This is a genomic window from Vibrio sp. Vb1554, assembly GCF_033344235.1.
Genome location: NZ_JAWPOJ010000021.1, coordinates 23,118 through 48,310 on the forward strand (window position 1 = coordinate 23,118; position 25,193 = coordinate 48,310).

Below are 25,193 nucleotides of genomic sequence, written 5' to 3' on the forward strand. Positions count from 1 at the left end.
TTAGCCTTGAGCTTCTACTCCTTGTTTTATTTATTTCCTGATGCCTGGTTATATGCCCTAATATCGATCAAGTTGTTCTGAGCATAATCTCCCGCAAGGGATGCATTTGAGATCACTGCAATCTGCTTATCCACAAATGCTTTATCTTCATCAGACACACTGTCAGAGATGTAAGCGCCACTCTCATCCTTTTGACGATACTCATTTAGCATTTGCTCCCTTAGACCAAGCATTTCAGGCGACCAACTCGATGAGTCTTCAGAATTGAAAACGCGCCCCGCCAAACCTTCATTGAAAGCTTGAGCGAAAACTTGACTTTGAATCGGGGTCAATCCCATTCTCTGCCCTTCGCTGTATGCTTCCTGTTTAAAATCATCAGCATACTGCTCTAGAAACTCACCATATCGATTGTTAACTGCCGCACCGAATGCCCCCGCCAACATGGCTTCAGACTTAGTGCCCCAGTTTACTTCGGAGGCATACTGCGAACTCGATCCACTGTATGCATCATTAAACGCCGTCAATGGGTTTTCCAAAGAGGTTCCTGCATCAACGGCGGCTTTTAAGCCATCCCAGGTTGATTTGCTGGCCACAGTAGCGTTGTGCAAGAAACCTCGTGAGCCAGGATCTTCAAGCGCTTGTTCTTTGTAACTCTCATAGTCTTCGCCAAAGTGATTCAGGGTATGCAGAGCTGCATCAGTATGCTTGCCACTGAAATCACCGATAGCACTGGCGCTGTTGAAGAACATTTCAGCACCTGAGACTCCGCTATCATCAGCCATAATGCGAGATCGCCACTGAGAGCCAGCTTCACTGTTGAGTCCAGATTGATAGGTACTTGTGTCAGAAGCTACGGCCTGCTGGGCTTGTTGCTGATGCGCATTCAGCTGTCCATCTACACCAGAAAGATTGGTTTGGTAAGCGGATTGAGCCGAATTGAACTGCGTTTGAACTGTTGCAGCATCCTCATAGCCTCCCAGAACACCGGATTCAACTTGGCTTTGAGTGCCACCAAAAGTAGGTGCAGTTGATGACAAGCCTTCATTAGAGCGTGGCTGAATAGATCGTAAATCGGCTCCGGTAGCCATGGCCATAACAGTCATTGCTGCTTGATAGTCATTGTCTCGTTCAGCGGGCGTCGAGGAGTTGCTATAGGTTAAAGACTCCATAGCTGCGGCCACATACGCCTGATTATCATCAGGTAGCAAGCGCTGATACATTGGAAGGTTTTCACGTAATCGGTTACCTGCTTCAACATGCTGGTTCATATAGCGACCTAAATAATCCATGACTTCAGGATTATCCGCTGCTAATCGAGTTAACGTCGCACCATCCGTGTTCCTTTGTCCTGATAGACTGTAGCTGGCCTGATCAAGCTCACTAAAGCGGTTTGATGCCGTGATAACGTCTTGTGCTGAACTCTGAAGTGACTGATAGTCTTGGTTAGACAACGACATTTCAACGCCAGAACGTCTTGAATCTGAAAGGTCCTTAACCATTGCATCGCGATACTCAGCACGTCGTGAATCACTCGATGCCAAGCTTTGCATCTCCCCAGTGAGCGTATTTGCGGTCGTAGATCGAGAACTGCCTTCTGACGACTCAACTTGGCCACTAAAGTTTCCACCTAAATCCAAGCCTGCTCGTAGCCGTGATATTTTTGGCACTCTTGAGGATTCAGGCTTATCGACTCCAGGCAAGTTACCTTGTGGGGAGTCATTCCCCCCTGTACCAAGTAATCTTCCCAAGAACCCTTTATCTGCTACTTCTTTATCACCGGTATTTGTAATGGTTCCATCTCCACCGACCCTTAGGCCTCCCGATAACACGCCCGATACCAAGCCACGTACAGCGTCTTTTTTATCGTCTCCGAAACCATACCGTGTTTGCAGGTCATCAGTAACCTGATTAACAACGGCGCTAGATGCGGAATTAGAAGAACCGATCTGACGTCCAACTGAAGACAGGTTGTCGTAACTTAGCTTTTCACCAAAGGTTCGACTCATGGTATTGCCAACCTGACGGCTAAAGGCTTGAGTTGCCTGAGTCATGGATTCTTTTGCAGAGCCGACCATTGAACCCACTGCGTTTCCGACAGAGAAACTGCTTAGTAGGTTTGACGCGCCGGTCATAGCAGAACCAGTGAGGGCTGAATTTTGGAACATTGACTGTGATTGCATTACCGGGGCATTTTTCGCGACATCTGGACTTGCCAGCTTTTCATCAATGGCATCACCGTTTTGTAGACGCCCAGCCAAGTGGGTAGCGGTTATTGCTGAGCCATAAACGAGCATGAGCGAAATCGCCGGAACACTCGACGCCAACATGCCGCCAGTAGCTATCCAGGTTTGCAGCACTGAATCCATCTGCATCATCCCAGCAAAAGATGGCACTTCTGTACCTGCAAAGGCATCAAGAGCAGACATTTTCCCTGCAACGGTTAAATGAATATACAGGTTAATGATGGCCATGACAGGCATCCAAAGTTGAATCCAAAGCAGGATTAACAAGTACTTCCCAGCCATTCGCATCCCGATTTGGCCAAGGGCTATCACAAAGGCCATCAATGGGGTGATGGCGTAAATGAACCCCTCAAAAAACGTCATCATCGGACGAACGATACTCTGGAACAGGGTCTGCTCCGCCGCCCATTGCGTATTACGCTGCTCAATCGCTTGGTTAACCATAACGGCTGCGGTGAAAGCTTGATCATCCATATACTTGCCCGTCACGCTTTGCTCATAAATAGGCAAAAGCACTGACGCGGTCATATACTCTTGGGTGTTAACCGAAGCCAAACCAAGGTTATTCAGTGCATTTCGGATCACGTCATCAGTGTCCGTTGCTGACGAAGTCCCCAATGAGGCTGACAGAACCTGTTTAAGCCTTGGAATGAAGGTTGATTCTGTCATGAGTTTCAGTTGGCTATAGGCATCGGTGCAGTCCAGATCGCTACTGCTACCACTGAGCATGATTCGAGTGCCATAAATGCGCGAATCAAACCTAATCGCTGTCATCGGGTTAGGATCACTCAGCACCTGATCGAGGTTCTTTTGGCCGATGTCGATACCAATCAAGGTGCACTCTTTGATGTAGTTAAACCACGATTGCTCGATGTCCGAGCCGCCGACACGATTTGCATCACCCAACCCAGAGCGATCCATCACCTGTTTTCTCACTTTAATCAGTGACTGTAAACTGGATGCAAAGCCGTATTCCGTCATCGCGGGAGTTGAGAAGGCGGTTTCAAACAATCGCGTGATTTGAAAGCCAACAGTCGAAATCGTACTACCTGCGGCAGCAACACCGATGGGCACATTATCAACCACTCGAACTTGTCCGGTGTACGCATCCTCAATGCTCACTCGGGTACTGGGTCCAAACATGGTTGCAAAGACTAGCCATGAGACTAAAACGTGTTGAAAGTTAATCCCACGACCGCCTTGCATTAAGGCCTGGACAGAGACCATCAATACCCCAATGAGCAAGCCAATGCGAACCATTGAAGTAAAATCGCCTGTACCAGTGATCATCGCGACAGCGTTCAGGACCTGCTCTAAAAAAGCCGAATCCCCGATGGAATAGATTTCCCACATGACCTATTCCCCCAGCGCCGTAGATTTAACGGTGTAATAACGCTGTTTGCGAATGGTCTGTATCACCTGGTTAAAATGTGCCAGCAACTCTTGCTCTGAGCCGTATCTTCGCTGCAACGCGGCGTACTCCTCATTGATTTGGCGACGTGCACGTTCAAGGTCTTCCGTTAATAACTTCGCATAGGCATGATCTTCCACACCGGAGGTACTTCTAGCTGCATTGAGCATGTCTTCAACTAATGCTCGGGCCATCTCAACAGCAATAAATGGTGCCGCTCGTGAAGCAAACGACCTAGCGGCCCCTTCATTTAATGCAGAAAGAGTTCGAATCATGCCCCCAATGCTGGCAGGAGCCGAGGTCATAAAAGCCTTTTCGGTGGCGCTAGCAGCCCCTGTATTTCGAGCAAACTTAAAAATAATGCCGTTACTAGAACCTGTACCAAGAAGTAAATTTTCTACCTGAGTTGATAACCCGGTAAGAGTCACGTTAGTGATTATTGGGTTCAGACAACCGTCTTGCGTCACTGTGTCACATCGGTACATAGCGACGTTACCGCCATGAATTAGATGTTCAATAGTCACTTTATTGCCATTCAGTCTGGTCAGTTTTGGGGCTTTACCTTGACCATCAGCCGCATTCGCTAAATCACCAACGATGATCGAGCCCGTCACGGACATAACCGCTTCAAGAAAACGGTCATCCCCAGATGCAAACCAGCTTGATGCCGAGTGACGTTTCAATGCTCGCCAAACCAAATTACCTTTAATCGTTTTGTTCACATCAGATGCCGCGACACTCGAAGCGTTCTCATATGGGTTCTTACCATTGGATTCACTCCAACTGGTAAAAATGTCTCCAGCCCCTTTAAGTGAGCTCAACATGCTGGCCTCTGTTTGCCCCTTCTTACCAAAAGCAGCTAGGGTATCGTTCACGACTCCCTGAGCCATTTGACAGGAATTGCCAAAATATTCGTTCAACTGCTGGATTTTCTTTTGCAGTGTCTCCATGTGCTGGGAGCATTTCTCACACATAGCACTGAGCGCCAATTGGAATGCATATCCTTTGGCGTTTGCAGCAACAGAGCGAAGTAATTGAACAAACTGATCCGCGTTAACAAATGACAAACTTCCCGCGAACATATCAATGCCGCCACAACCGGCTTGGAATGACGGTGGCACCATAGAGACGAGGTTCTCGTTCATGATCCTGTTACGAACAACAACGCTTCCTCCAGATATAACGCCACGCCGCTGACTCTCGAATACACCAGGCGCAGTGGTGTTGGTCATTGAACCAAACAACTGGTTCATCTCCTGTTGCAAGCTTGCTTGGCTCATAGATGAAAAACCAATCGCACAGGCGATTAGCGATACTCGGATTACTTTTTTCATTGTTATAACCCTCCTTGTGCACGCAGATAGCGAACAAGGAACTCAGGGTCCTGTAATATCTTTTCGTTAAGCTCTTGGGCTGACATCGCGAGTGACACGCCGGGTTGAACAGGTCTGGTGGCATAGTAAGTTTGATCGTCAATCCAACCGGCTTGATGGGCTGCGAGAATGATTCGATTATTGAGCTCATCAAGGCTCATTGCGCCTTGTCCAATCGGAGTAATAACGTTAGGCGGGTCAACTAAGAACACGGCAGGGACAGTCGTAACGGACAAGGATTGTGCTTGTCCTGAATCGACTTTGTAATTGGGAAACTCTCCACCGGGTAAAGGCAAGCCATCGACAGCAATAGCAAACACCTCGAACCCATAGTTCAAGGCCATAGATTCGATGATAGGCGCTTGAGCATGGCAATAAGGGCAATCCGAACGATAGAAAAAGAACAAACCAGCCCGCTTCGCTACTTCACCTAAAGCTACATCACGTTGAGCGCCAGCTTCTCGATCCATCCGATTGGCAGCATAGGTCGCCAAGGGTCTGCGACTGATTTCATCCAAAACAGGATCGCCCATGACCACCTGCTGACTAACATCAGCAAACTGTGAGCCCTTATCCATCATGACGCGCTGGAGATACAGATAGGCTCTGACGTTCTCATTCGTCGGCTCATCAATTGCCTTGTCCATGAACGACTGCATGTGCTCACGAAACCAGGCAGCACTGAAAGGCTTTAGCCCGTCCTTAGTGGGCTCCACAACACCAGATTTCGGCTTCATTAGGTCTTCAGACTCGGCTGGCTCGGGAATGACCTGATACCAAAACCAACCTTCCTGACCACGCTGATAGAATTGCCCATCACTAGCATAGGCGGGCAAGATGAATAGAAAGAAAATAATGATTGGGATGGTCACCCATAGGATGAACCAAGGTAACAAAGGCGTTCTCATTGTCAGCTCCAGAAATTTCACAGAGCTAACATGCTAAAGATCCCCGTAAGAGCGATTGGCCAGATAGATGAAGGAATCGTGTGTGTTTCTGACTATCTATTAAACACTGTTACTAACGTAAGTGCTTTGGCTGATGGCACCATCACAAAGTGCATACCAGAGCTCCCATGACACCAAAACTCTGCCTGTACGAAATATTTTTTTGCTTTCTTTGAAGCTATACATTCTGGCAATAAAGATTTTGCCAATTCTGTGCTACACAATTTAGCGCACAAAGCCTTCCAAGGATGCTTAGGTACACCGCCTGAAAGCCGTTCCACAAACCTTTCCAGTGCATGACGAGTCACCACGACAGGCCCAATGTTCGGAACGTTGATGACCTCATCGATTTCTCTCACGGTAGCATTATCGACGCTGTATTCTTCGAAGGAATATGAGAGCCAATCTTCCCGTTTCTCTACCGATATCTGTGCTTCCTGGTATCGAGTGAGCAAAAACCTAGTCAGGCTGTAAAGTGAATGCTGAGTTGAGCGTTGTTTCTGTAACTTTTTGATAGCTCCTTTACTGACCCGGATTTGAAGCCCATTACCGCTTCGGTTACTCCCCATCACCTCTTTCACTGACAGTAGGTGATGAATCGCATAGAGCTCAGCTGCAATTGGCTTTTGCTGCTCAGTTAGCTTGTCGTATTGCTCACCTAAATCGACCTTTAGTTCACCACCTCTTCGAAGGCCGGTCTTCCAGTAAACCGTAAACTCACCATCAATCTGCTTTGTTAACAGGGTTAATACCATCATGTTTGTTTCTCCTATTGGTTATCTATTTTTCATTCTCCATGATTTTTCAAATATGCAAGGCGCAAAAAAAGGGGCCGAAGCCCCTTAGATCAGATATGAACTTTCGGAAAGCCCATGGCTCCGTAAACATTCAGCACATCATTCCAATCCCAACTTTTCACGCCAAGTGACGTTGGTATCGGAGGGATCAGAACTTGTGTCAGAATGCCTTTTTGCCAGGCTTTTTTCTTGAGTTCATTCGCTGCATTCAGGCCGGTCTCAGAGAGATCGTGATCTGCCCAGATGTACAGCATTTTCACATTACTTGGTGGTTCAAACCTAGCCAGTAGCGTTGCATTCACAACCGACCAACATGTCTGTCCCGTAGCTCTGGTAACCGCTAAAGCTGTTTCGATGCCTTCAGAAACACCTAATACCTCACCAGGCTCACCTATCGGAATGGCACCACCAGTGATTGTTCTGTCACTTGGTATCGGCATCATCTTTTTAGGCTTTTCAACCGGCGCTTTGAATCCATCTTCACTTAGGTAGATCCGATGAAACGTGGCCGAACGCCCTTGCTGAGTAACGATTTTACCTAGCAGCGCTGGGTAGCTATCGATAAACAAGCCATCTTCATCATGGTAAGGCAAGTTTGGATGATACCTCAGCACCGAATCCCATTCAGGACGAAGCCGGGTAACAATGCCACGACGATGCATGTAGTTCCAAACTGGTTGCGCACGAGTATCTGCAAGAGAAAACGTTTCTCCCCAGGTTTGATTCAAGCGATGGATAATCGCTTTGTCCTCGTCCTGCTTTCTAGCCTTCCAATCAACTGCGTTACTCGGTATTGGCCGAATAGGCGCTTGTATTTGTCCGGGTTGAATACCAAGAACCTGGCCGATTGCTTCAATAGACTGAGCAAAGTTCCATCCATTAATCCAAGACAACAGTTCAAAACCATCATGAAAGATACCGCAGGTGTTACAAACGCCACCTCCGGTATATTCAGCATCTTTGAATAGCCTAAAGCCATCACGACCGCCATGAACAGGACAAGCCACATGACGGCCCTTTCGAGCAATGGCGGCATCAAGTTCTGGCACCAATACCGCTAATACTTGAAGCCATTGGCCATTAAGATATGGCCTTACTGTTTCAATTTGTAAAGGTAACGCCATATAACCTCCTTAAGTAAAAAGCCGACTCCTACCACTGGTGGTAAAAGTCAGCTTGGGTCCTGCATTGAGCCGTTTGGTTAATGCAGGAACGTTAGTCAAGCTGGATACCATGTCGTCTTAATAGCCACATGATGGAATCACGAAGCACATCAGGATCGACAACCGCAGCCATCGCGCAAACACGAAAGCAAAATGGCGTTAATTCGTCATTTTGAATCCACGACAACACATCCCTTCGCAATCGAGTACTGACACGACCGTCCAGCAATACACGGATCGCATCCAATAGAATGCCTTCGCGTAACTGCCAGATTTCCGTGTCAGACCAAGTGACTGGGGCATCATCAAACTCAAATAGAAATTCGAGCTGTGATGACGTGTGTTGATAGGACTGCTTTTGTGATGAAGGAGAATGGGCAATGCGCCCATTCATTAAAGATAACCGCGTTCGGCAAGCGAAACGCAGCCCTCGGATGCGACCACGACATGGTCAAGCGTTCGAATATCAACAAGTGACAAGGCGTCACGGAGTCGATGAGTGATGCGTTTATCAGCTTCACTGGGTTCAGGATCACCCGATGGATGGTTATGAACCAGTATCACTGCTGCCGCATTAAGTTCTAGCGCTCGTTTTGTTACTTCCCTTGGATAAACGCTCGCTGCATCTAAAGTGCCTTTGAACAGCTCTTCAAATCGAATAACGCGATGCTTTGTATCAAGAAACAGTACGCCAAAGACTTCGTGCTCATACTCGTGCATCAGTGTTTGCAGGTATGAGAACGCCGACGATGGCTGTTCAATTTTTCGACCTTTACTCAATCGACCACGGGCAAGCTTGAGCGCCATATCTAAGATATCCGCTTCAGTCACTTGCTCAGGAACGATGTAAGTACCGGCTTCTTCGCCAGCTAAGAACTTTCTGTTTTTCATAGGAGTCTCCAAAAAAAACGGAGACGAACCCATGCCCAGGCGGGGACGGAATCGTCCCCGCAGGGTGGTAAAATGGATGTGGTTACTGAATTATCAGTTGTTGTGTTACTTCGAATAACTCACGCTTCAGATCTTTGACGTCGTTAATCACGATGCTTCGAGGAAAGAATTTCTCAACACTGCGTGTTTGAATCCCGATCCCCAGCAGCTCAAAGCCACTGCGTCTGCACCGGTCAACAATGTCATGCGTGGCAGCCCAATCATCTGGGTCACCATCCGTTAGCACTATCATTAGCTTTCGCTTCTGTTTTTGTGCCAACAAACTGTTTGCCGCAAACCACATAGCTTGTGCCATAGGCGTACAACCTCTTGGTTTTTGGTCAAAACAGGCGGCCCGATGTCGAACCGATTGCTTGGGCAATAACGCGATAGAAACTTCCTGATGAATACCAGGAAAATAACTGACCGCAGGTACAACACCCGGTATACCTTCCAATGCCATGGCTAAAGCCAAAGCGGCTTCATTGGCAACATGAAAATACTTGCGATTACCTTCGCCAATGGGCTTACCCATTGAGCCCGATATATCGACAAGCAAGTGCACAGCAGCATTAGGCGCAATGCGGGGCTGCCTTTGAATAAACAATCTCGACTCACCTGCTTGTGAAGCGGCAAGACGATGAGTTGCCACTCGAAGACCGTACCGTTTGGCATGATTCCGATTGTCCTGACTGGACTGAACCATGCCCCTAAGTCGGGCTCGAATTTGAGCCGACTCAGACGCCGATAAGGTCAAGATAGCCTCATCACCCAACATAGCTTGCTCTGCTTGGGGCAAACTGAGTGGAGTGACGCCCTGATGTCCTTCTGCTTGTTCCGACAACACTTCTGCCACTTGTGCAAAGGTATCGGGTTCAAAGTGAGCGGCACTGGCCTCTAAGGCTTGTCGCAAATTATCAGCTTGATCAGAGTTATCTGAATCACTCGTTTCAGCAGCATCCCCTGTTGCAGACGAACTTGTTTCCGGGGTTTGACTGTCACTACTGCTATTGCTGTCATTACTCGCATCTTGTCCAATGTCATCACCGCCATCAGCATCAGACTCATCCTGTGGTGGACGAGATTCTTCTTCCAACATGGCAACGATGGCATCGACAAGTTTCAGCACTTCACCTGTAGATGCCAGGCTAGGCACTGCTGTCAGCATGGCGCTTAACCGGCTCATCGCTGCGGCAGGAAAGAGTTGTCTCACTCTTTCATCAACAGCTTGATACAAAGGCGTCAGCGCTTTCTGGCCCAGAAAATGGCATCTCAAGCGAAACAACAACCAGGCTTGCAAGTTAGATGCAGGCTCAGGCTGTTCAGGTACACACATTTGCTGTGTGTCCACCATGTACTCAATCACTTGCGAAATACTGCGCCGGGTTCCGGGGTAATCCTTTGCCAATTCGTTTTCAATGCGCACATCCTCAATAATATTGAGAAGTGCCTTACGGATCGGCTTAGACGACGCCTTCTTCACCATGTCAAAATTGGTATGCCGAATATGCGCCGCTTCATGAGCCAGATAACCCCAAGCTATTTGTTGATAGTGTGGGTCGTCTGGGTTTGCTGTTGGGATCACAATCCGCTCACCATCGGTAAACGCATCTTGTCCTTGAATAAGCACCTTCACACCAAACTTTTCGCCATAAGCGGCGGCAACGATTGGCAGTGCATTTTTTAATGGATGATTCATGGGAGTCTCCTAATCATTAGGGGGAATACTCCCTCAGCGGGAGCGTTTCCCCGCTGGGAATGTAAGTGTTTAAACCTGTGCTTTTAGCTTAACCAGGTCGTATTTTTGACCTAACCAAGCCACCAATTGAGCGGTACTCTCGTGCTGCTCAAATGACGTTTTAAGCTGGTCTAAACTCAGGATGTCATCCAATGTCAGACCATACTGGTCTTGTAACTGAGTAGACACCTCGTGTTGATATTGCAGCCAGGCCCGCTCATGAGCGGTTTGCTGCAATGCCATGTTTGGAACAAACACCATGGCCGTTACCCAAACACCTTGCCCGTCCGCATCTGCGATCAATACAGGGTTCTTGGGGATCACGACACTATGTGTTGAGTACGATCGTTGTACTAACGTTCGACAACACGCCACTTCTGGTATCGATTCACTTTCAACCGCATCAGTCACACCACGAAAATGCGGTTCAAACTGGTTCAGTTGGCTGGGGTTATGGATGGTTGATTGCATAATTTCCTCTTACATAGTTCAGAGGACATGCGCCCTTAAGGGCAACATGCCCTCAAGGACGTTAGAAATAAAATGAGTTTGGTACAGTCGAACCAAGGTTTGGTCTGACGGTTGGTTGTGGTATTGCACGTAAGTTATCTGCCTGAGCAGATACTGGCTGTGCGGGTTTAGGTTCAGGTTTGGGCATCAGTTGTCTGATATCCAATTGACCTTCACCGTGCATTCTCATCTTGTCTGGATCAGACAAAATTAAAATGGTCGCCATCAGTTCGTGATAGAGATTGTCTGTCACAGGGCCGGTCTTCGGCAGACGAACAAATAAATTGTCCATCGCTTCAACCATCGGCTGAACTCGATGATCCAGGAATGACAAACCATCCAACTTGTCTCTTAATCGCTTGAGAGGATTAAGGGCACGCTGACTGATTTGATTCTTTCCTGCAACGGAACGCTCAAACAGTTCATTAGCATCACGAGCCACCTCCCTAAATAGGGTGTGTCCCATGCCATTGACCTTGTCATCTAAGCCACCAGCTTGTTCAGCCGGTTGCATTCGATAGATGGCATAATCGAACTGAAGCCGTTGTTCCACGTCTTCGATGGGTGACAGCGCACGCCGAATTGCATCTGCAAATTCCGGGTGTTTCGCAACCCAGTCAAACGTCACCTGATCATAGTTGTCCAAGAACAACTGCTTGCACTGCGCAAACTCCTGACCGATCCGGTCAAGCTCTGGAACAATCTGATCAATTCGGTCTTCAGGGACGGCATAGCCACCTAAAAACCGCACACCGACTTGCTCACACAAGCGCTGCGCTTCTTTCTTAAGCCTTTCAAAGTTCGCCAATGCCTCAGGGTCGCAAATTTTTTTACTCCCTAAGCTGGCAACATCCTTCGGTGGAAGTTGGCTGCCATTGGCTAATCTGAAATCTTCAGGCCTTAGTTTTTTTCTACCGCTCCAGATGGAACAGTCGATGTGACAAATCAAAAGTTTGTCGAGGGTTTGAATACTCATAGTGCATCCTCATGCGAGATAGGGACGCACCACTCCCAACAGGAGCAATGGCCCCCGCTTGGGTGGTAGTAGTTGACGCGCTAATGGCAATACCACTATCAGAAATAGTAATTTTGCGAATCAGGCGACGATTGGTTGAGATCGATTTTCGCAGGCATTAAATCCAGTGCTTCAGCTATCGGGCGAACCCGCTCTAAATCACTGCCTAACAGCCTCAATACATCTTTTTCCAACTTCAGTTGGTCAGATACTTCTATCCCTTCAGGACTCGCTACTGTGAGCGAACACAGTGGTGGTAATTGACGCTTAAAGGCCAGTAACAGCAACAATGGCCACGGGCCATCATCAGTGTTAACAATGCCAGCGCCTTCACCTGACACCATGCTGATTTGATTGGTACTAGGTAATGCGCCTTTGCAAAACCCTAATGACCATTCTCCAATCCTGACCTGGTTATCATCAATAACAGCCAAGCCATAGGCTTCAAGCAGCTTTGCCATATCGAACAACGCTTTTTGCGCCAGCGATATTTGGCCATTGACGTCCTTGCGAGTACGAAACTCCCAACTGACGTTATTGGCGCACGCGACGCTATCTAGCGCATTTGAGAGTTCAAATGGCCGCCCTTGATGATCAATGCCGACTTGTCCAACCAATCGATAACCCTTGTTGATTTTCTCATTGATTCGTCGGTCTGCTTCAGCGTTAGGATCAGTCGAATCAATCAATCGCTGCTGCGACAATTGACCTGCTTTTCCAAACCGAACTTCAATCTCCTGGTTATCTGATCCAACGAAAATGGCCCATTCTTTGGCTGTCCCATCAGAATGACTGTAACGGTAAAGAGCAAAGCACTTTTCCATCATCAATCCTCCCAGTGGTCACCGAAGACATCAGCGGCAATACGGTGAATGGCTTCACGTTGCTCCAACTCAGCACGAGCCGTCAAAGACCGAACCAGTGCATACTCCACTGCGTTAGGAGCGCCTTTAAAAGCAAGTGTTAACTTTGCCCAGCGCACCAAGGTCCTTGTGGACATGGTGATACTGAGTTCTGCACCGCCATCCGCGCCCCCAATAAAAAGACGGCGAATGTCACCGGCTACTTTCACCATTTTTTGGCGAAAGACTTCTGGTAAGCCCGGCGCAACGTTCTCCAGAATGGCTTCCTCTACAGATGGTTCTGCATAGGTCGCTTCAATGATTCTAAAGCGATCAAGGAAAGCCAAATTCTGTTGAAGCACGCCTTGATACAAGCCCGTTTGGTCACCGCTGCCCGCACTGTTGCCGGTAGCGATAAAACGAAACTTGTTGTGTGGCATGATGATCTCACCGCCATTTTGTGCGATGACCAACGGGGCACCTTCCAAAATGTCATTGAGTCCAGCCAGTTCAGCAGGCTCAGCAAGATCCATTTCATTAATGATCAGCAAATGGCCATGCTTGACAGCCAGTGCCAGCGGTCCATACACAAAAGTCATGTTGCCATTAACCAGCGTGTGGTGACCGATAAGATCGGACAACTCCAATCGACCATGCGCAGTAATTTGCTGAACAGGCCAATTCAATCGAGAAGCTACTTGGCAAATTAGCGAGGTCTTACCGCATCCCGTGGGGCCTGTAATATACAAACCGTCACCGTCCGGGTTAGACAAGAACGCCAATACGTCACGTAAGTCTTCTTTTCTAAAAACATACTCGTCCTTGCGAACGGGAATGTTTGGATGGGTAGTGTCGGCACTAAATCCTTCCAGAACGAAAGCATCAGGAGCCGGGACATTAAACGCTTGATTCACTTGAACCAAAAATGGGGATTGTTCAGTCATGGTAAACCTCATCTGTTTTGACGAGGCCCCATGCCCCAACAGGGAATGAAGTCCCCGTCGGGTGGTGTGTTGATTGTGGTATGGCTGTGTATGTAAGAGTTCAGCTCGCTCTATCATTCGTACCCAGCATTGGCTACGAGTGAAACTGCTTTCTGATGCACTCGATGTAAGTGCATGAGAAAGGAGCCGAAATCGGCTCCAAGTGAACGTTAAAAGTAAAATGAGCTCGGCGAGTCACCTGGCAGAACCAAGTTCTCTTGCTCAAGACTGATTTTGATTGGTGTTTCAACGGGCTGCTCTGGCTTATTGGTGCTGATGCGCAACCGCTCTTGTGGCGCTTTTCGGTAAGCGGCTAAAACCTGTTCATCCAGCTCGCCTAACTTATCGGTGGCCAATTGCTTATAGTCCACCGTGCCCGCCATCATGTAGCGGCTGAGTTTGACCCCAGCATAGTCGGCATGAGCGTAGTTACCCATCATGGCGACCAATTTTGACTGAGCGTCTCGCATTTCCTCTTTCAAAGATTTAATGTGATTTTCCAGTCGAACCACTTCGGCATGTGCTGAGCAATACTGGCGAGACAACGATGTCCAGCGGTATTGAGCTTCACCCTTGGGAACAAAACAATCTTGCTCAGGGCATTTTGACGGTTCTTTTTTAGTCTGTACTAACTCCCAAAACTGAAGCGCTGTTTCTTGCAATTCAGTTAAGAACGCCGCGTCTCGTTGTATTTCAAACTCAATCAGTTGATCCTCAAAATAGAATACCAACCAACCACGCGTGCTATTGGCGACCAGTATTTGATGCTGTACTTGCACCCAATACAACTGGTACGCCTCGCTTTGTTCTCGATGAGCTTGCACATCCTCAAAAACTGACTGGCAAGGACATTTCAGTTCAACGGGCTCGCCCGCATCGTTGATGCCATCAAAGCTGGCTCGAAAGATTGCGTTATGATCGGCTTCTGCACATAACGGCAGAAGAAAGTCATTATGCGCATTTTCAAATGCTCGCCTTGCTTGAGGCTCCAACCGTATACCGCGAAGCACATTTGGATTATTCGACAGGTCTTCCGGTAATACGAATCCAGTTTTTTCTGCCCATAATCGCCAAGGTGTTTTGTAGGGTGAACGCCCCATAATAATTGGGGCTTCAGATGCCGTAACCCCTGCAATGCGCCACTGGTGCCATGCAGGAGTACGTTGTGATAGGTCGATAACCTTCATATTGCCTCCTTTGAAGGGAGACTCCCCCGAAGGAGAGAACTCCCCTTCAGGGTTAAGTGGTTACTTTGCAGCTTGTGCTAACGCTGTTTGGTGCTGAACAACACTTGCTTGAAGCGAATCAATTGCCGTTTTACCGGCTTGAATCGAACCTACGACAAGGGCAACAACCAATACCAAGCGAAAAAGTGAGGCTGATTTAGTCATGGAAGATCTCCAAAAAAAGACGAGACCTTCCCCCTGACGGGAGAATAATCCCGCCAGGGTTAGTAAAATGAATGCGTGGCTCTAAGAAGCTAAAGGCTGTGTGAGCGCTTTGGCTGCTTGTTGCTGTGCATTAAATATTTCTTGTTTCGCAAACGTCAGTTCAACACCTTGAAAATGTTCATTGGCATATTCCAATGCACTATTCCAAGCGTTTGAAGCTTCCGCCCGCTCGATAAGCTTGTAAACAAGCCCTCGGGTTCGATCATCAACTTGCTCGGGTGGAATCACCGATGGCTCAACAACGTGTGTTGCTTGGCCTTCGATAATTCGCTCCGCTTCGTCTTGATCGAAAATTCCCACAAAGCCAAACGCAATGCGGGAACACTGGATCATGGATTTATGTCTTAGCATTCGCTTAGTGTGCGTCTGCCATGGACCATCTACCCGGTAAGGGCCATTTTTGCCGTTACCTTCAAAAGGCGGTCGATAGACTTCATCCAGGTACTCAGTGATTTTGACTGGGTGCGAACGGTCGCGCCGATAGATAATGCATTCCATCCATTCCGGGCATTCTTTCGCGCCATCCAGTGAGACTTTGTTTTCTGAAGTCTTAAACTCCATGCCATCAAACTGGTCGTGTTGATTAATGATGCGAGACCATCCATCGACACCTACCACTGGAATAATCCCAGCTTGTTTATCAGGGAACGCAAAAATCTCTTTGGTGAAAGGGTTCAAGCCGTACTGATCTGCAACCACCAAAAGCGCCATCATCTGCTCATTGGTCGGTGCACTACCGTCACGTTGCTTGAATGCTGTTGCTTTTAGGGTATCGAACAATTTGTTTGGATCGACGCTAAAGCGCTCAGCAAAGCGTTGGATTAGCTTTGGTTTTTCCATTATGGACTCCGACAATCAAAGTGGGAGTCTGCCCCTGACGGGAAAGTACTCCCGGCTGGGTTAAAGCGTTTTCGCTCGGTTAAAAATCTGGTTCAGGATATGTTTGTGCCCAATTACCTTGGGAGCCCGCATCATCTGCCGGTGATGGCTCGGATGCTTTGTTCACACTATCAAGAAGCAGAAACTCGTCCGCGTCCACTTCGGTCAATCGATGCTTAATCCCATCTTTCTCCCATGAGCGCGTGCGCTGAGGCCCTTGAACAAAAAGCTTCGCTCCTTTTTGGATCAAATCTTTTGCTCTTAGTCCTAACTTAAATCCACCACGATCTCGAAAAACAACCCGATGCCATTCCGTATGCTCTTTGAGCTCATTGGATTGACGGTCGCGCCATTTCTCAGAAGTGGCCAGTGAAATGCTGGTCACCAAATCACCTGATGGATAGGCTCGCGTCTCTGGCTCAGAGCCAACGTAGCCTATGAGTGTTACTTGGTTTTTCATGATGTTCTCCTCGTCTTAGTTGAACTCTGTGCACACAGTCGTTTCTACCCGGCTGGGCAAAGAAGACTGACGGCGCAGATAGGTTGGTATTTCGAGTAAAGTCATGTCGTACGGATGTGGCTCTTTGTAAAACGCAGATGTCAAACGGGGCATACCAGAAGCTTTAGGCACTGCCATTGGACGACGTTTTGGTGTTGGTGTGAGCAATCGCTTGATTTGAGTAAGTACAAATCGAAACGGGCGCACGCTTTGACGAGCAACCAATCGCAAAAGCGACCAGCTCAGTTTTGCAAGCAACATAATGCCTGCGATTTGGATAATAAATCCGAAGATATATTCCATTGGTGACTCCTTAATTTGGTTGTGAAGGAGTCACCCCCAACTGGGGAGAACTCCCCCAGTTGGGTGGTGAAAAGGCGAACCGTAAGGAACGCATGGTTGCGCATGTAAAAACATGCAGGCTATTTGTTTAAGGAGGCTAGCTACCTCTTAGTACCACTGAGAAAACTCAGCGGCGGGCTTCCTTTGAGCTCATGCTCTCAGGCGCAGATATCACTGAAACAGATCAGCAATATTTGATAGTCAGTGTAACCGTCTTATCCAGACAGGATAGTTAGAAAGATGCTCAATTCTTCCACCTAGCTGAAAGGCCATTACCGCACAGAGGATTAGGCTAGGGACTGATTATTGTCATATCAGGAGCAAACTTATGGCCCGAGCAAAACCCAATTACTCAAAACCCATCTTTGAACAATCATTCACAATTAACAGCTTACAGGCGCAACGTGTCGTTGACCGTGTTTTTAGGCGCACGGTCAGTGCGCTTTACGGAATCGATGTCATCCTGCGCATCATTGGCGATGAGAACGAAATTGATGAAGTGGAACAAATCATTAGCCAGTTGATCGAGGATTGCGCTAAGGCGGTAGACAACGAACAAGCTCGTTTGGACAAATTGATGGAGTCCAACGGTATCGATGAAGTACCTGACTACACCGACCCGATTACCTTCAACGCCAAAATAAGCTCGCCTCAGGTTGGCCAGTTTGTCGGCTTAATTCGCAAACTCGATGCGTTGATGATCTCAATGGACACACTCTGGTTATCTAGCGTGCTTAGCAACAAGCAACGTGTTGATGGCAACTACGCATGGCAACAGCGCATTATCAAACTGGCTAGGCGCATTATTGATATCGAAATTCGAGCTCGAAAATCAGCCCAAGCGAAGGGTAAAGAAGCAGAGGTTGAACAAGCGGCGCCTTCAACCGATGACGATATCACTGAAGAGTAAACAGATACCCCCGCCAACTAGCCAGCTAGTCTCCCATCACACAGCCCCTCTCGAAGGGGCTATTGAAATTTAGTGTTGTGGATTTTGAAACACAGTTTTGGACAGAAATGAGTTAGAGCCGACCAACGGCTCTGTGCCATTTGCGGACGTTGTTAACGCCTAGGTCACATGCTGCGCAAACTAAGGCACGAAGAGTTTGCTAAACTGCCGAAGGCAGAGCAAACCGAGTGACGTGTTAGCAGTCATGTGCACCGACTTGTTAGATTTCATTTAAAGAGTTAATGCCCTGTTCATGTAGTTTATTTAAACCATCTTTCATTGCTTTAACTTGCTCTATTGAATGACCCTGCCAGCTTGATACTTCACCTACAACTTTAAATGAATGGATTGAACGATATGACATAGTTGGATTCCCTGGGAACTTTCTATCCGTTAGGTCAGGATCATTTTCAATTGGACCTGTTGGCTCAACCAAATAAATTCTTTCGCGACCATTACCTAGGGCAAGCTCTGCTCCCCAAATGGCAGCATCTAGTGTAGCTGTCAAAAATATATACTTAGCCTTATTATTTTGTCCAAAATTTGAATTAAACCCTGTTTCTATAAGATCTCCCAATTTAAGATCTGCTTTGGTTCCATGAAAAAACGTTTGAGAAAAAGGTTTTGCATTTTTTTGGGCATTCTCAGTCATATCTTTTTTCCTAGTTATGGTTTTTATACTAAATATTGCGAAATTATAGCTAACATGAAATCTAACGTTTTAGTATTTATTTACACATGAGTGTAAATAAATCATTTGTTGAACGGACGGCGACTTGTGAATCACTGTATTGGAATCATTTATGCTAATGGAATTTGCTTTTTTAAGCCTGAGGATGATTGATGACGTTATCCGATTTATCTTCATCATTGCATTCCATTGTCACTGTCGTTCAGTCGATTAATGGTCTTAATTTACGTTACTTTTCTGGTTAATTGCAAGTGTATTTTTTACACACGCAAGCGCCAGTCTATCAGGCGGCATTCAGTCTAATATTTGCGTAAATGGTTTGACGTCATCATTGTTTAACTTGAATCCAATCCTCTTATCTGTTGCGTTAAGGGGAGCACGATAGCGACGAATATCAATTGCCCTTGATGGCAGTGCGAGCAAACCCAATGCAGTTTGGTTTCCACGTTATCCATGGCGATTTTATCGGTTAAATCACGGCACTGTGCTCGAATGAGGGGGATGCGCTTGTTACGACAAGCATTGGCTAAAAAGCCATAATGGCGAATACGCATAAAGCCTTTAGGCAGGACATGTTGTAAATAGCGCCGAATGAACTCATCCATACTTAAGGTCATGAATTTGGTTTTATTGTTGTCACGATAATCCTTGTAACGAAAGCGCACACGACTGGCGTTATAGTTCACTAATCGTGATTCAGATAAGGCACCTTTGCGGGTATAACGTGCAAGATAGTGCAAGAGTTGATGTGGGTAGACACAGGCTTTGCTGTACACGCACCAAGTGGCGGGTAATGACGGTAGCGCTATGGATTGTGCCTTGAGTGCCGCTATCATTTTACCTCGAAACACAGTGGATAAAGCCTTAACAGGATAGAGATAACCTTTAGTGATAGGTTGCCACTGCGATTGTCGATTGCGGCTACCTGCGGGGATTAAACAATGCACATGAATATGTTGGCTGAGGTTTTGCCCCCAAGTATGCAACACACAAGTCATGCCGAGTTGACCCTGATGACGATGGGCAGCGAATGTCATGAGTGTTTGCCAAAGGCTCTTAAATAAACAGTGATAAAGCACGTTAGGTGCATAGTGTGCGATTAGGTTAAGTTCATGCGGTAAGGTAAACACTAAGTGAAAGTAAGGGCAAGGTAGCAGTGACATCGCTTGTTTGGCAATCCAAGCTTGCGTGGCTTGTCCTTGGCAGCGAGGACAATGCCGGTCTCTGCAACTACAACTAAATTGCTCCTCATGACCACACTGGTCACAACGCCACTGTTGATAACCGAGTTGTCCTGTTCTACACGCCAAGATATGTGCACACACTTGATATTGTTGACGGGTTAATCGGTGCTGTTGTTGGTAATGCGGTAATCCTTGGCTGAGAATATCCGCCAGATGAAGCGGTGGCATGCGTTACTGCAAGTTGGCTAGTAAATCAACGCCCCCATGCCCAAGCTCTGGCAACCAATGCAGATAGCACTCGGTCGTTTTAATGCTGCGATGCCCAAGCTGGTGCTGTAATTGATGCAACGGCATCCCTGCCTCTAATTGATGCGTGGCATAGGCATGGCGTAACTGATGCGCGTTCACTTTATCCTTAAGCCCAAGCTGTGCGGCGATTTTTTTCAGTGCCTTCGTATAGGTGGAGCTACTGAGAGGTTGGGAGGCTAACCAGCGAGAATAGAACAGCCACTCTTTGGGGTGATAGGCTTGCCAGTACACGTGGAGTTGATGCAATACCGTCTCAGGAATCACCACATAACGAGACTGGTTGCCCTTGCCGTGTTCAATAAAGGCCGTTTTACGTTGCCCATCAATCTGTGCCACTTTGAGGTGGGTTAATTCATTTAAGCGTAATCCACAGCCATAACTGAGCATTATCATGGTTTTTAAACGTAAATCTTGGCAATGGTGAATCAGTAAGTGGATATCTTGTCGGCTTAAATATTGGGGTGGCTTATGCCGTTGCTTGGGTAAAGTGATGGCTAATTGCAACGGCCGGTGGAGTATGTGTTTGAATAAGAAGAGGACACTATTAATTTGCACCAATTGGCTCGCTCGGGTTAATCGGCGCACCTCAGGCTCATTAAAATAGTGATTCAATTCCGCATCCGTGACTTGCGCTAAGGATTTACTGAAATAGTTCTCAATGCGCTGTAAGCAACCACAGTAGGTCTCGCGAGTTCGTTGTGAATAGCCCATGAGTTCAATTTCAGTGGCGACTTGTTCAATGAGAGAGTTCATTGTTACCTCCAGATTAATGGGTTAAATCTCAAGGTAAGTGTGGTCGTTGATTGGGATGTTTGCGACTCCGCGCAGCGGCTTAGTTCAACAATTTAATAGTGTGCAAATCGCGCATATTTCTACCACGTAATAGCTCACTTTTCTGGTTCATACGTTTTTATCAAATTAGCTAACCTTTTGCTAGCTATGAAAATATTTGAAAGTTAATGACGTGGTCTAAGGACAAAAATGCGCAAATTGCTCATTTACCTGAATATGGGGGAAGTTTGTTGATTTTGGATATAAAAACGGTATCAGCTGAACATTTTTCACCGTCCGCTGATCGCTCATTTGCGACGCTCGACTAGACTTGTTTTGGGGCAAAAGCGCGTTAGCTGAAATATGTTCTATCTGTGATCACAAAGTGCAAAAATGGTTACTTTAAAGCGGAAAAACACATTAAAGTAACCAATATGGAACATTATTGGCGCAGCTATTTTAGAAGGACGTGCTCAATTATTCCCCGAAATTTCTTCCGTTGCCTCCTGGCGAAGTTTCTGGGCATCAATTCCGTTTAGCCGTTCAATGGCTCTATCTGAGGCACTTTGACGGTTCCCATCCACGTTTAGCGTATTTCCTGAGCCTGTGAGTCGTTCCAGATCCAGTGACGGTACTTCGGGTAGGTTGCCTGTTATCGACAAGATACCTATCCATTCATCGAGATTGACTTGGCTCCAATCTACCTGGTTTAACTGACTCGCGGTCAAACCTTCACAGTTTGGTGACTTGGCACTGCCCCAACCAAGGCCCAATTGAGGACGTACTTGTTCTTGAATGATCCGTGAAAGTGGCGAAGTAAAACAGCAATATGACTGCCGTTTTTCAACACAGGCACCTAAGAACTTAGACTTGCAGTAAGAGCCTACATAGTGGCAACTCTTCAATACCCGCTTGGCGTTCATTTCAAACTCGCTCTGCTCACATTTCCAGATAAGCTGAATGAGGATCATAGTGACTGAATAAATCATGTAGGCCGTCATAACCGTACTCAGAACCGCGCCCGCAGCGCCCCCCAGGGCAAAGTTACCACCCGAAACGACACCATCGGCTCCAACCGCACCACCAACGTTACTAAACAGTGCCGATTGCGCCCCCGAACCAAACGTAGAGCCTACCCACTCAGCCGTTTTGTTGGTCAACACCTGCATATAGCCAGTCGCAGCTTGCTCCGCTCCCGCGCCAGCAGCCGTTGATGGCCCAGCCCCCATGAGAGAGTCCCATGCAGACACAAAAGGCTCTTTAACCGCACTCCAGGTACTGGTGATTGGTTCCCTGAGCGTATTCCACGAACCATAGATTGCCGAAGACGGATTCATGGCCATGACTGCCGTATCAAGCTTGTTAACCGCCACTATCATCGTGATGTAATCCGATAACGACACGCCACTTGGCTTTTCACAGCAATCCACTATGCCACCAACGGCTTTTTTGCACTGGCCAGCATTACCTTTAAAGACCGTACACTCGACGTTATCTTGGCCATCAGCTCCCGTACATGACATATCATTGGTCATAAACTGCGCCGCATTAAGCATCGCTGCGGCTTCTGCAAAGTTAGCCTGCTTGATTGACTCTGGCTCTAAACAATCTGTGCCCATACAGCGAACTGGCCCCTCACAGTTGTATTGAGTTTCCATTCGTGCATTTTGCACTTCAACGCTTTGTCCGCAGTCATACACCAAACTTTGGATATAGCAGAAGCCTTCATGACCAGCCCCGCCTTCAGTGCATTCGGTTCTGACGTACTGGCAGGCCAGGTTTTGCTCCAGCGCGGCACACGTATTGGTGGTCGTGTTTTGTCCGTTATTGACGATGGTTTGTGTATTACCATTGGCATCTACCCAGCTATCTGAGCTGCCCATGTTGAACTCTGGATGAGCAGTCGAAGCATTGTAGGTCGCTCTTGCCCTCCAGCATGAGAGTCCCAGTCCATCAGAGCTGCCGCGACTGGTTAAATGAACAGGAGACGAAACAACCGCTGGATAAAGGCTCCCAAGATTGGCCAACTCGCCACTACCAACCGTTAACCCGTCGATTCGTTTTGTGCCCGTATCCAAACACTGCCACTGCACGGCAGTAAACTGATCCGTTTGCATCAAGCATTGGTCTATGCCCGGATCACTTGATTGATGAACAACGTCCTGTTCTAAGTACTTGCCAGAGAAGGTCAATGAAGCGCTCAGTTTCGCAGGAGCCAAACACTTCTGAACTTCTCGGCTGCAAGTATCGAAATCGACTTTGTTCCAGCCGGATTCACATCTGGAACGAGTAACTTCCTGAGGTTCATGCCACGAAATAATCGACCCATTGGCGACTTTACACAATGAACCAACCAAGGTTCCTTTTGGACACGTCATTTCAGGGTATTTAATGGACGGTTTCGTCTCAGTCACCGTTTCCTTATTGCCCGTCAGTGAGAGTGTCGTTTTCCAACCATTTGCCTTGGATGGCGACTCGGTAATTTTTATCTCAGTATTTTGATTATCAAAAATTCTCAGCGTCGCGTTTCCAGTTTGCATAGTACTGCTGTGCTGTGGAACAAAGCTGAGCGTTTCAGAGCTAAAGCAACCACGCTCAATAGACCAGCTTTGTTGATGAGTTTCAGCGGATACACGTCGTTCTAACTGACACTCAGTAAGCGTGCTGATCTTCTCGCACACCTGGTAATCCGGTACATGCTTGGTTTCAGTAAATGGCGTAATCGTCTGAGTAGGCTCACAGGCCTCAAAACTACTTGGCATAAGGTTAGATACCACACACTTTGGATCGCTGGTTTGCAATCCACAGTCATAGGTATCGGTAAAACGAATGCATTCACCTTTATCATTGGTCTCGGCACATTCTGACGACATGAATCCACAGGAAGGATTCGCTTCAAGCACTTGGCAGGCCTGATTTTCAATCCCCTTATAGCTTTCATCATCCACACTGACTTGTACACGCCGACACAAAGGCGATATGCCAGCCACAGGGCTAGGGGCAAAGTAGGATTCACAAACTGAAACACCATTGACCACCGTACATCCGTTGGTTGAAGAAGGCTGATCCGTGCATTGAATGCTGTAGTCTGAAAACTTCGTCGGGATATCCGCTGCTTGTTCGATACAGGATTGTGGCGACCAACTATCATTCATCACCACCTTGGTTGGATCAAAGCGCACCTTGATGCGTGCATACCCCTCACCACTACCCGTAACCGATACGCGAATTTTTACCGGCACTTCTAAACCGGGTTCTACCGCTTTTAGCCTGGCAGTGAGATCGGTATTTGGATTGCGCTCCCAACTGGTACTGAGCTCGCAGCGACCTGACGTTTCTGGTGGAAAGTTATTGTTCGGCCCAGACCAGACTTTCTGATCGCCAAGCCAAACTTGCATGTAGTCATCCCATTTGGCGTATTCAAGAACGGCTGAGGTAATCGCATCGGGGTTCACGACTTTGAGTGTGATGGCCTGTTCAAACACTTTACAACGGCCACTCCAGTAGTTGTCGCCAACTCGTCCAATCCAAACTTCAAGACACCCCTCACCACAAGAGCGAAGGTTCATCGGTCCAGAAACATGCTCAATAATGCCTGCCGTGTAATCGTGAGTAATAGTGCAGCTGTTAACCGCTGTATTGAGCCTGTCACATTGCTGGTAATTTGGGCTGCCTTCACCTTGAGACTCACAGCCGGGGAAGCTTTGGGTTAATAGATTGGGGTCAGTTTGAACCGCATCAGTTAATGCCCAAAGCGGATCATTGACCATATCTGGCCGAGACCTGTCTTTGATTTGCTGTAGCGAACGAAATGCTTCACCCGTAGCGCCACTTTCGGATGCCATGCTCTCTTGGCGCTGTGTCCCCAATTGATTCATGCTGGCATCAGAGCCATAAACGCCCGTTAAGACATCCAATGAGCCCTGATCCATACCAGGGAAAAGCTCTTGCAAGTTAATGGACTCATTACCACTGCCATTCGGCACCGACAATGTATTGCCATTGAGTGCGGGCATCGTCCAGTTTTGCAGCAATTGCTTACCTTCTTGTTGTCCGCTTAGGCCGGATTGGCGCTGCACATCAGCGGCCACACCATGTAAGGGCAGGCACGCCATAGTGATTGATAAAATACCCGCTAAAACTCGGGTAAAAAGTGTTGGTTTCAT

At 47.5% G+C, this 25,193-nt stretch carries 22 protein-coding genes; 1 reads left to right on the forward strand and 21 read right to left on the reverse strand.

Annotated features, from left to right (window positions below; genetic code table 11):
• Positions 1-26: 26 nt before the first annotated feature.
• The 17 genes from R8N28_RS16855 to R8N28_RS16935 all read right to left on the reverse strand — a co-directional run bounded on the left by R8N28_RS16855 (position 27) and on the right by R8N28_RS16935 (position 17,084).
• Positions 27-3,596 (reverse strand): conjugal transfer protein TraG N-terminal domain-containing protein, encoded by a 3,570-nt coding sequence (locus R8N28_RS16855; protein WP_180824616.1) that lies wholly within the window; start codon positions 3,594-3,596, stop codon positions 27-29.
• Between the two features lie 3 nt (positions 3,597-3,599).
• Positions 3,600-4,988: a conjugal transfer protein TraH gene (locus tag R8N28_RS16860; RefSeq protein ID WP_024015936.1), complete on the reverse strand. Its 1,389-nt coding sequence runs from the start codon at positions 4,986-4,988 to the stop codon at positions 3,600-3,602.
• Positions 4,989-4,990: 2 nt separating this feature from the next.
• On the reverse strand, positions 4,991-5,935 hold the full coding sequence (locus R8N28_RS16865; RefSeq protein WP_024023021.1) for a thioredoxin family protein: 945 nt from the start codon (positions 5,933-5,935) through the stop codon (positions 4,991-4,993).
• Positions 5,936-6,027: 92 nt separating this feature from the next.
• The gene (locus R8N28_RS16870) at positions 6,028-6,732 is read right to left on the reverse strand and encodes a hypothetical protein (RefSeq protein WP_024023022.1); all 705 of its coding nucleotides are present in this window, start codon (positions 6,730-6,732) and stop codon (positions 6,028-6,030) included.
• An 89-nt stretch (positions 6,733-6,821) separates the two neighbouring features.
• Positions 6,822-7,895, reverse strand: a complete 1,074-nt coding sequence (locus tag R8N28_RS16875) for a primase-helicase zinc-binding domain-containing protein (RefSeq protein ID WP_024023024.1) — start codon at positions 7,893-7,895, stop codon at positions 6,822-6,824.
• A 91-nt stretch (positions 7,896-7,986) separates the two neighbouring features.
• Positions 7,987-8,328 carry a hypothetical protein gene (locus tag R8N28_RS16880; protein ID WP_024023025.1) on the reverse strand — a complete coding sequence of 114 codons (342 nt, stop codon included), beginning with the start codon at positions 8,326-8,328 and terminating at the stop codon, positions 7,987-7,989.
• Entirely contained in the window at positions 8,328-8,825 is a 498-nt protein-coding gene (gene radC / locus R8N28_RS16885; RefSeq protein WP_000797298.1) for a RadC family protein, read from the reverse strand. The genes R8N28_RS16880 and radC overlap by 1 nt, the downstream gene beginning before the upstream one ends.
• 82 nt (positions 8,826-8,907) lie before the next feature.
• On the reverse strand, positions 8,908-10,563 hold the full coding sequence (locus R8N28_RS16890; RefSeq protein WP_053410252.1) for a VWA domain-containing protein: 1,656 nt from the start codon (positions 10,561-10,563) through the stop codon (positions 8,908-8,910).
• Positions 10,564-10,632: 69 nt separating this feature from the next.
• Positions 10,633-11,073, reverse strand: coding sequence for a hypothetical protein (locus R8N28_RS16895; protein ID WP_024023027.1), 441 nt, complete (start codon positions 11,071-11,073; stop codon positions 10,633-10,635).
• 61 nt (positions 11,074-11,134) lie between these two features.
• Positions 11,135-12,088, reverse strand: a complete 954-nt coding sequence (locus tag R8N28_RS16900; RefSeq protein ID WP_000027441.1) for a DUF3150 domain-containing protein — start codon at positions 12,086-12,088, stop codon at positions 11,135-11,137.
• 98 nt (positions 12,089-12,186) lie between these two features.
• On the reverse strand, positions 12,187-12,954 hold the full coding sequence (locus tag R8N28_RS16905) for a hypothetical protein (protein ID WP_226083511.1): 768 nt from the start codon (positions 12,952-12,954) through the stop codon (positions 12,187-12,189).
• Positions 12,954-13,913, reverse strand: coding sequence for an AAA family ATPase (locus R8N28_RS16910; protein WP_007104990.1), 960 nt, complete (start codon positions 13,911-13,913; stop codon positions 12,954-12,956). Before R8N28_RS16910 ends, R8N28_RS16905 begins: the two co-directional genes overlap by 1 nt.
• Before the next feature lie 209 nt (positions 13,914-14,122).
• Entirely contained in the window at positions 14,123-15,139 is a 1,017-nt protein-coding gene (locus R8N28_RS16915; protein ID WP_000862954.1) for a YqaJ viral recombinase family protein, read from the reverse strand.
• 60 nt (positions 15,140-15,199) lie between these two features.
• Positions 15,200-15,343 carry a hypothetical protein gene (locus tag R8N28_RS16920; protein WP_000167276.1) on the reverse strand — a complete coding sequence of 48 codons (144 nt, stop codon included), beginning with the start codon at positions 15,341-15,343 and terminating at the stop codon, positions 15,200-15,202.
• Positions 15,344-15,424: 81 nt separating this feature from the next.
• Positions 15,425-16,243: a phage recombination protein Bet gene (bet, locus tag R8N28_RS16925; RefSeq protein WP_000414662.1), complete on the reverse strand. Its 819-nt coding sequence runs from the start codon at positions 16,241-16,243 to the stop codon at positions 15,425-15,427.
• A 79-nt stretch (positions 16,244-16,322) separates the two neighbouring features.
• Entirely contained in the window at positions 16,323-16,742 is a 420-nt protein-coding gene (locus R8N28_RS16930) for a single-stranded DNA-binding protein (RefSeq protein WP_040132793.1), read from the reverse strand.
• Positions 16,743-16,757: 15 nt separating this feature from the next.
• Positions 16,758-17,084 carry a plasmid-related protein gene (locus tag R8N28_RS16935; protein WP_226083513.1) on the reverse strand — a complete coding sequence of 109 codons (327 nt, stop codon included), beginning with the start codon at positions 17,082-17,084 and terminating at the stop codon, positions 16,758-16,760.
• A 367-nt stretch (positions 17,085-17,451) separates the two neighbouring features.
• Here R8N28_RS16935 and R8N28_RS16940 point away from each other — a divergent pair, with 367 nt between their 5' ends.
• A complete protein-coding gene (locus R8N28_RS16940; RefSeq protein ID WP_226083514.1) occupies positions 17,452-18,033 on the forward strand; it encodes a hypothetical protein in 582 nt (193 codons plus the stop codon).
• 259 nt (positions 18,034-18,292) lie between these two features.
• Here the strand turns inward: R8N28_RS16940 and arr are convergent, their stop codons facing one another.
• The 4 genes from arr to traN all read right to left on the reverse strand — a co-directional run bounded on the left by arr (position 18,293) and on the right by traN (position 25,193).
• Positions 18,293-18,724, reverse strand: a complete 432-nt coding sequence (gene arr, locus R8N28_RS16945) for an NAD(+)--rifampin ADP-ribosyltransferase (RefSeq protein WP_077202317.1) — start codon at positions 18,722-18,724, stop codon at positions 18,293-18,295.
• A gap of 374 nt (positions 18,725-19,098) precedes the next feature.
• A complete protein-coding gene (locus R8N28_RS16950) occupies positions 19,099-20,175 on the reverse strand; it encodes an IS91 family transposase (RefSeq protein ID WP_226083515.1) in 1,077 nt (358 codons plus the stop codon).
• A 3-nt stretch (positions 20,176-20,178) separates the two neighbouring features.
• Positions 20,179-21,009 (reverse strand): tyrosine-type recombinase/integrase, encoded by an 831-nt coding sequence (locus tag R8N28_RS16955; RefSeq protein WP_077202319.1) that lies wholly within the window; start codon positions 21,007-21,009, stop codon positions 20,179-20,181.
• Positions 21,010-21,500: 491 nt separating this feature from the next.
• Positions 21,501-25,193: a conjugal transfer protein TraN gene (gene traN, locus R8N28_RS16960; protein ID WP_226083516.1), complete on the reverse strand. Its 3,693-nt coding sequence runs from the start codon at positions 25,191-25,193 to the stop codon at positions 21,501-21,503.

What these genes read in the sequence shown, in the direction of transcription:
- R8N28_RS16855 (WP_180824616.1), bottom strand. Translation starts at nt 3,596, where the DNA reads ATGTGGGAAATCTATTCCATCGGGGATTCGGCTTTTTTAGAGCAGGTC.
- R8N28_RS16860 (WP_024015936.1), bottom strand. Translation starts at nt 4,988, where the DNA reads ATGAAAAAAGTAATCCGAGTATCGCTAATCGCCTGTGCGATTGGTTTT.
- R8N28_RS16865 (WP_024023021.1), bottom strand. Translation starts at nt 5,935, where the DNA reads ATGAGAACGCCTTTGTTACCTTGGTTCATCCTATGGGTGACCATCCCA.
- R8N28_RS16870 (WP_024023022.1), bottom strand. Translation starts at nt 6,732, where the DNA reads ATGATGGTATTAACCCTGTTAACAAAGCAGATTGATGGTGAGTTTACG.
- R8N28_RS16875 (WP_024023024.1), bottom strand. Translation starts at nt 7,895, where the DNA reads ATGGCGTTACCTTTACAAATTGAAACAGTAAGGCCATATCTTAATGGC.
- R8N28_RS16880 (WP_024023025.1), bottom strand. Translation starts at nt 8,328, where the DNA reads ATGAATGGGCGCATTGCCCATTCTCCTTCATCACAAAAGCAGTCCTAT.
- radC (WP_000797298.1), bottom strand. Translation starts at nt 8,825, where the DNA reads ATGAAAAACAGAAAGTTCTTAGCTGGCGAAGAAGCCGGTACTTACATC.
- R8N28_RS16890 (WP_053410252.1), bottom strand. Translation starts at nt 10,563, where the DNA reads ATGAATCATCCATTAAAAAATGCACTGCCAATCGTTGCCGCCGCTTAT.
- R8N28_RS16895 (WP_024023027.1), bottom strand. Translation starts at nt 11,073, where the DNA reads ATGCAATCAACCATCCATAACCCCAGCCAACTGAACCAGTTTGAACCG.
- R8N28_RS16900 (WP_000027441.1), bottom strand. Translation starts at nt 12,088, where the DNA reads ATGAGTATTCAAACCCTCGACAAACTTTTGATTTGTCACATCGACTGT.
- R8N28_RS16905 (WP_226083511.1), bottom strand. Translation starts at nt 12,954, where the DNA reads ATGATGGAAAAGTGCTTTGCTCTTTACCGTTACAGTCATTCTGATGGG.
- R8N28_RS16910 (WP_007104990.1), bottom strand. Translation starts at nt 13,913, where the DNA reads ATGACTGAACAATCCCCATTTTTGGTTCAAGTGAATCAAGCGTTTAAT.
- R8N28_RS16915 (WP_000862954.1), bottom strand. Translation starts at nt 15,139, where the DNA reads ATGAAGGTTATCGACCTATCACAACGTACTCCTGCATGGCACCAGTGG.
- R8N28_RS16920 (WP_000167276.1), bottom strand. Translation starts at nt 15,343, where the DNA reads ATGACTAAATCAGCCTCACTTTTTCGCTTGGTATTGGTTGTTGCCCTT.
- bet (WP_000414662.1), bottom strand. Translation starts at nt 16,243, where the DNA reads ATGGAAAAACCAAAGCTAATCCAACGCTTTGCTGAGCGCTTTAGCGTC.
- R8N28_RS16930 (WP_040132793.1), bottom strand. Translation starts at nt 16,742, where the DNA reads ATGAAAAACCAAGTAACACTCATAGGCTACGTTGGCTCTGAGCCAGAG.
- R8N28_RS16935 (WP_226083513.1), bottom strand. Translation starts at nt 17,084, where the DNA reads ATGGAATATATCTTCGGATTTATTATCCAAATCGCAGGCATTATGTTG.
- R8N28_RS16940 (WP_226083514.1), top strand. Translation starts at nt 17,452, where the DNA reads ATGGCCCGAGCAAAACCCAATTACTCAAAACCCATCTTTGAACAATCA.
- arr (WP_077202317.1), bottom strand. Translation starts at nt 18,724, where the DNA reads ATGACTGAGAATGCCCAAAAAAATGCAAAACCTTTTTCTCAAACGTTT.
- R8N28_RS16950 (WP_226083515.1), bottom strand. Translation starts at nt 20,175, where the DNA reads ATGCCACCGCTTCATCTGGCGGATATTCTCAGCCAAGGATTACCGCAT.
- R8N28_RS16955 (WP_077202319.1), bottom strand. Translation starts at nt 21,009, where the DNA reads ATGAACTCTCTCATTGAACAAGTCGCCACTGAAATTGAACTCATGGGC.
- traN (WP_226083516.1), bottom strand. Translation starts at nt 25,193, where the DNA reads ATGAAACCAACACTTTTTACCCGAGTTTTAGCGGGTATTTTATCAATC.